Below are 5,820 nucleotides of genomic sequence, written 5' to 3'. Positions count from 1 at the left end.
CCGCGATGGCCGCCGTGGCATCGGTTGTGGCGGTCGCCTTTTCGGCGCCGACGAACGCGAAGCTGTGGGTGGGCACCTGGGCCCGGTAGCGCACCCACCACTCCTGGAAGTGGATGGCCCGCCGGCTGCCGTCGTCGGGATCGGTTACCACCACGTGGGTCTCGCAGCGGTCGTCACTGGCGGGCAGCAGCCGCGCGCCGGGCTGCCAGCGGTCGCACAGCGCGGTGGTGATCTGCGAGAGGGGATAGCCGGCATTGAGCATCTGGGTGCGCACCAGGTGGGTGCCCAGGTCCCGATCGCCGAGTCCGAACCAGTCCGGCTGCACCCCGTAGCGCGCCAATTCCTCTTTGGCGTGCCAGGTTTCGTCGCGGTGACCCCACCCTCGCTCCGGATCTACACCTCCACCTAAGGTGTACATGCAGGTGTCCAAATCGGGGCAGACCCGCAGTCCGTGGATCCAGGCGTCATCGCCAATGTTGACGATCGCCGTCAGCTCGTGACTGCCGGGTTCCGTGTCCGGACGCCGTTGCGTTTGAAACTGACCGAGCCCGAACAGCTGTTGAACCCCCAGCAGGAAGCGGGCGCCGCCAACCCCACCGACCAGAACGGTGACCTTCACATTGCACGACAGTACTGCCCGGCGAGCGTGCCGTGGCGGGCCCGTCGGGGCTGCCTCAAAGTTGCGGTTCCCCAGCGCTTGTGGGCAACGTGTGGGAAAGTTGAGGGCTGTGTGATCGACACGCCGAAGGCGCAAGACAACAGAAACGCCGAAATTCGATCACGAGATGGTATGGAAATGCGCCGAAGTGCTTGACCCGGCAGATCAACCCGTGTCTAATCACAACAGTGTCATTTCCCGGTTGGCCGGCCGACTCCGGTGTCGCAGACCGAGATTCGATCACTTGTTCGAATTGTCTGTACATCAGAACAGTGGGAAACCAATCACTCTCTCTCCAATCAAGCTGAGGAGGCGGACGACCGTATGTCTTACGAAACTTTTCGAGGCGCCATGGCGAGCACGCCGCACACTGACATCGACCCGGCACTGGACCGCCCCGCTCGGCCCCATTTGACCGTGGTCCCTGATGCCCCAATCGCTTTCGAGCCCGAGCCCATGCCCGAGCCGGCCGCCGATCAGTGGCAGGACCGGGCGCTGTGCGCCCAGACCGACCCCGAGGCCTTCTTCCCCGAAAAGGGTGGTTCCACCCGCGAGGCCAAGAAGATCTGCCTGGGGTGCGAGGTGCGTCATGAGTGCCTCGAGTACGCCCTCGAGCACGACGAGCGCTTCGGCATCTGGGGCGGTTTGTCCGAACGCGAGCGCCGCCGCCTCAAGCGCGGCATAATCTGACGCACGCTGATTGCAACGCGCGCTGAGCGTTAAGCCTCCAGCGCTCCACGCGCGACGCGCAGCGGAAAAGTTATTCGTCGTCGATCGTCGGATCGATGACCGACGGCTCAACGTCGAGATAGATGGCGACCTGGGCCACCAGGATTTCGTGCAGCAAGTCGCCGAGTTCGACGGTGTCCTTCGCCCGTCGTTCAATCGGCTTGCGGAACAACACAATTCGCGCCCGCGTGGAGTTACCGCGGATGTCGACGCCGGCCGGGATCAAGCGCGCCAGCGGGATCGGCCCGTCGGCGATCACCTCGGGTGGCCACTGCACACTGTCGGGATCCTTGGCCGAGATGCGCGGAATCTCGTCGACCGCCACGTCCAGTTCGCCCAGCCGGTCGGCCCAGCTCCGCTCGATGGGTTCGTAGGCCTCCAGCACCGCCATGTCGAACCGCTCGGCGCGGCTGCGCCAGCCCGGCACGGTCGGCGGCAACAGCGGGCCGCGCATATCGCGCCCGCGGCGAAAGGGTCGATGGGTCGCGGCTCGGCGCGGCACCGATCCGTCGTAAAACCGATCTCTTCGCGGGGAGCTGCGCGAATCGCCCACGCGCCGATGGTAACGGTTGCACATCGAGGGCCGGTCGGTTGCGCGTGTCCGGCGCTTCGGGGGCGTTTGCGCACGATAGCCTTTCGCTCGTGAACGTTCCCCGTCGCTGTTGCCGGCCCGGGTGCCCGCACTACGCCGTGGCGACCCTGACGTTCGTCTATTCGGACTCGACGGCAGTCGTCGGTCCGTTGGCGACCGCGCGGGAACCGCATTCCTGGGACTTGTGCGTCAACCACGCCGGCCGGATCACCGCCCCCCGCGGATGGGAGTTGGTGCGCCATGCCGGCCCGCTGCTCGCCGAGCCCGCCCACCCCGATGAGGACGACCTTGTCGCCCTCGCCGACGCGGTGCGCGAGGGAGGCAATCGCGCCGCGCCGTACGCCGTGACACCGGTGAACGGCTTCGCCGATGCGCACATCCAGCACGGCGGCGCCCAGGCCACCGCGCCCAGCAGCAGCGTGCTCGCACCGCCCGAGCACCGGTCCGGACGGCGCCGCGGGCATCTGCGCGTGCTGCCCGATCCCAGCGACTAGCTAGCCTCTGGTTCGTGGCCCGATAGGCTGACGGCCAAGAGTTCACGTCGTCAGGAGTCCCGCATGTCTCGGCCCGCCGCGACAGTCCACCGTGTCGTCAAGGCGTACGACGTGCGTGGGCTGGTCGGCGAAGAGCTCGACCAGCCGCTGGTCACCGATCTCGGCGCAGCCTTCGCCAAACTGATGCGCGCCGAGGGCGCCGGACAGGTCGTGATCGGCCACGACATGCGGGACAGCTCGCCCGCGCTGGCCGCCGCGTTCGCCGACGGCGTGATACGCCAGGGGTTGGACGTGGTGCGCATCGGCCTGGCATCCACCGATCAGCTCTACTTCGCCTCCGGGCTGCTGGACTGCCCCGGCGCGATGTTCACCGCGAGCCACAACCCGGCGGCCTACAACGGCATCAAGCTGTGCCGGGCGGGGGCGAAGCCGGTCGGTGCCGACACCGGACTGCGGCTGATCGCCGACGACGTGATCGCCGGCGTCGACGGCTACGACGGCGACCCCGGCACCGTCAGCGATCGCGACGTGCTGGCCGACTACGGACAGTTCCTGCGGTCGCTGGTGGACACCGCCGGGCTGCGCCCGCTGCGGGTGGCCGTGGACGCGGGCAACGGCATGGCCGGCCTGACCACGCCCGCGGTCCTGGGCCCGATCGGCTCGATCACGTTGCAGCCGTTGTACTTCGAGCTGGACGGCACGTTCCCCAATCACGAGGCCAACCCGCTCGACCCGGCCAACCTGACCGACTTGCAGGCTTTCGTGCGCGAGACCGGCGCCGACATCGGGCTGGCGTTCGACGGAGACGCCGATCGCTGCTTTGTGGTCGACGAGCGGGGCAACCCCGTGTCGCCGTCGACGGTGACCAGCCTGGTGGCCGCCCGCGAGCTGGGCCGCGAGATCGGCGCGACGATCATCCACAACGTGATCACCTCGCGCGCGGTGCCCGAACTGGTCGCCGAGCGCGGCGGCACGCCACTGCGGTCCCGGGTGGGGCACTCCTATATCAAGGCGCTGATGGCCGACACCGGCGCGATCTTCGGCGGCGAACATTCGGCGCACTACTACTTCCGCGACTTCTGGGGCGCCGACTCCGGGATGCTGGCGGCGCTGTACGTGCTCGCAGCCCTCGGCGAGCAGGACCGCCCGCTGTCGGAGCTGACCGCGGACTACCAGCGCTACGAATCCTCCGGCGAGATCAACTTCACGGTGGCCGACGCCGCGCGATGCACCGAAGCGGTGCTCAAGTCATTCGGCACCCGGATCCACTCCCTCGATCACGTCGACGGGGTGACGGCAGACCTCGGCGACGGCAGCTGGTTCAACCTGCGCAGCTCCAACACCGAGCCGTTGCTGCGGCTCAACGTCGAGGCGCGCACGGCCGAGGACGTGGCCGCGGTGGTCGCCCAGATCAGCAACGAGATCAGCGCGGCCTCGGCCAACGGGTCGGGCGCGAAGGCCGCGCCGTGAACGCCACCCGGGCGGTCAATCTCGAGGACACCGAGGGCCTGCTGGCGGCCGACCGCGACGGCCTGCTGCGCGCAGCGTCGTCGGCGGGTGCGCAGGCGCGCGCGATCGCCACCGCGGTCGACGAGGGCGCGCTGGACCCGCTGCGCGCCGACGATCGCCCGCGCAGCGTCATCTGGGTGGCCGGCCGCGGTACGGCCGAGAGCGCCGGGACGATGCTGGCCGCGACGCTGGGCGGAGCGGCGTCGCAGCCCTTCGTGCTGGCCGGCGAGGCACCGCCGTGGGTGGGCCCGCTCGACGTGCTGATCGTCGCGGGCGGTGATCCCGGCGATCCGGCGCTGGCCGCCGCGGCCGCGACCGGGCTGCGCCGCGGCGCCCGGGTGGTGGTGGCGGCGCCGTACGAGGGCCCGCTGCGCGACGCCACCGCCGGGGGCGCGGCGGTGCTGGCGCCCCGGCTCTGGGTTCCCGACGAGTTCGGGCTGTGCCGGTATCTGGCCGCCGGCCTGGCGGTGGTGCACGCCCTGGACCCGCGACCGACCGTCGACCTGGGCTTGCTCGCCGACGAGCTGGACGCCGAGGCGCTGCGCAACAGCGCCGCCCGGGAGCTGTTCACCAACCCGGCCAAGCTGCTGGCCGCGCGGATCGCCGAGCGCCAGATCGCGCTGGCGGGTGATGGCGCCGCGACGCTGGCGCTGGCCCGGCACGGCAGCTCGGTGCTGTTGCGGGTCGCCAACCAGGTGACGCCGGCCACCGGGCTGGCCGACGCGCTGGTCGCCCTGCACGCCGCGGCGTCGGCTGGTTCCGGGGACGGCTTCACCGATCCCGACGCTGCCCTCTTTCACGACGAAGAGATCGACGGGCCGCTGCCGCAGCGGTTGCGAATACTGGCCGTCGTCCTGGCGGCCGAGCAGCCGGGCGTCGCCGCCCGCACCGCCGGCCTGGACAACGTCTACCTGCTCGCCGCCGAGGATGTGCCCGACGGGCCCGGCGGCTCGGCCGGCTACGGCGTTTCGCCGGCGCTGGGGGGCCCCGGTAGTCCCGAGCAGCAACTGGCAGTATTGGCCGTCCGACTGGAAATGGCCGCGGTTTATATGCGACTGGTGCGGGGATAGATACAACAGTGGAACTGCTTCGCGGGGCCTTGAGAACGTACGCCTGGGGTTCGCGTACCGCCATCGCCGAGTTCACCGAACGACCGGTGCCGGCGGCGCACCCCGAGGCCGAACTCTGGTTTGGGGCGCACCCGGGCGATCCGGCCTGGCTCGAGACCGACAACGGCGAAATCACGTTGCTCGAGGCGCTGGTCGAGGACCCGGAGGGACAGCTCGGGCCGGCGTCGCGGGCCCGCTTCGGCGATGTGCTGCCGTTTTTGGTCAAGGTGCTGGCCGCCGACGAGCCGCTGTCGTTGCAGGCCCATCCCAGCGCCGCCCAGGCGGCCGAGGGCTACATGCGCGAAGAGCGGGTCGGCATTCCGCTGACCTCACCGGTGCGCAACTACCGCGACACGTCGCACAAGCCCGAGTTGCTGGTGGCGCTGCACCCGTTCGAGGCGCTGGCCGGCTTCCGGCAGGCCTCGCGCACCGTCGAGCTGTTGCGGGCGCTGGCCGTCTCCGACCTGGACCCTTACATCGACCTGCTCAACGACCAGTCCGACGCCGACGGCCTGCGCGCGCTGTTCACCACGTGGATCACCGCGCCGCAACCCGACATCGACGTGCTGGTGACCGCCGTGCTGGACGGCGCGATCGCGTACCTCAGTTCGGGGGCGACCGAATTCGCCGCCGAGGCCAAGACCGTGCTCGAGCTGGGCGAGCGCTATCCCGGCGACGCCGGGGTGCTGGCGGCGCTGCTGCTGAACCGCATCACCCTGGCCCCGGGCG

The 5,820-nt window shown here is 70.0% G+C and carries 7 protein-coding genes; 5 read left to right on the top strand and 2 right to left on the bottom strand.

Annotated elements, in window-relative coordinates:
• A partial coding sequence (gene cofD / locus A5646_RS16115) for a 2-phospho-L-lactate transferase (RefSeq protein WP_066881472.1) occupies nt 1–619 on the bottom strand: 619 nt, incomplete at its 3' end.
• A 390-nt stretch (nt 620–1,009) separates the two neighbouring features.
• On the opposite strand from cofD, the gene A5646_RS16110 reads away from it, so the two are divergent.
• A complete protein-coding gene (locus A5646_RS16110) occupies nt 1,010–1,348 on the top strand; it encodes a WhiB family transcriptional regulator (protein WP_066868492.1) in 339 nt (112 codons plus the stop codon).
• Between the two features lie 70 nt (nt 1,349–1,418).
• Here the strand turns inward: A5646_RS16110 and A5646_RS16105 are convergent, their stop codons facing one another.
• Nucleotides 1,419–1,841, bottom strand: a complete 423-nt coding sequence (locus A5646_RS16105; RefSeq protein WP_066868494.1) for a metallopeptidase family protein — start codon at nt 1,839–1,841, stop codon at nt 1,419–1,421.
• A 188-nt stretch (nt 1,842–2,029) separates the two neighbouring features.
• On the opposite strand from A5646_RS16105, the gene A5646_RS16100 reads away from it, so the two are divergent.
• The 4 genes from A5646_RS16100 to manA form a co-directional block, all read left to right on the top strand.
• Nucleotides 2,030–2,473, top strand: a complete 444-nt coding sequence (locus A5646_RS16100; protein ID WP_197505214.1) for a DUF3499 domain-containing protein — start codon at nt 2,030–2,032, stop codon at nt 2,471–2,473.
• Nucleotides 2,474–2,536: 63 nt separating this feature from the next.
• Nucleotides 2,537–3,943, top strand: coding sequence for a phosphomannomutase/phosphoglucomutase (locus A5646_RS16095; protein ID WP_066868498.1), 1,407 nt, complete (start codon nt 2,537–2,539; stop codon nt 3,941–3,943).
• Nucleotides 3,940–5,052, top strand: coding sequence for a TobH protein (locus tag A5646_RS16090; RefSeq protein WP_066868500.1), 1,113 nt, complete (start codon nt 3,940–3,942; stop codon nt 5,050–5,052). The genes A5646_RS16095 and A5646_RS16090 overlap by 4 nt, the downstream gene beginning before the upstream one ends.
• A gap of 8 nt (nt 5,053–5,060) precedes the next feature.
• Nucleotides 5,061–5,820: mannose-6-phosphate isomerase, class I (manA, locus tag A5646_RS16085; protein ID WP_066881467.1), on the top strand; the 760-nt coding region annotated here is incomplete at its 3' end.

The organism is Mycobacterium sp. 1245499.0 (assembly GCF_001673615.1).
In the GTDB taxonomy this organism is placed as follows: Bacteria; Actinomycetota; Actinomycetes; order Mycobacteriales; family Mycobacteriaceae; genus Mycobacterium; species Mycobacterium europaeum_A.
This window is presented reverse-complemented; position numbering and strand designations above follow the sequence as displayed.

What these genes read in the sequence shown, in the direction of transcription:
- A5646_RS16110 (WP_066868492.1), top strand. Translation starts at nt 1,010, where the DNA reads ATGGCGAGCACGCCGCACACTGACATCGACCCGGCACTGGACCGCCCC.
- A5646_RS16105 (WP_066868494.1), bottom strand. Translation starts at nt 1,841, where the DNA reads ATGCGCGGCCCGCTGTTGCCGCCGACCGTGCCGGGCTGGCGCAGCCGC.
- A5646_RS16095 (WP_066868498.1), top strand. Translation starts at nt 2,537, where the DNA reads ATGTCTCGGCCCGCCGCGACAGTCCACCGTGTCGTCAAGGCGTACGAC.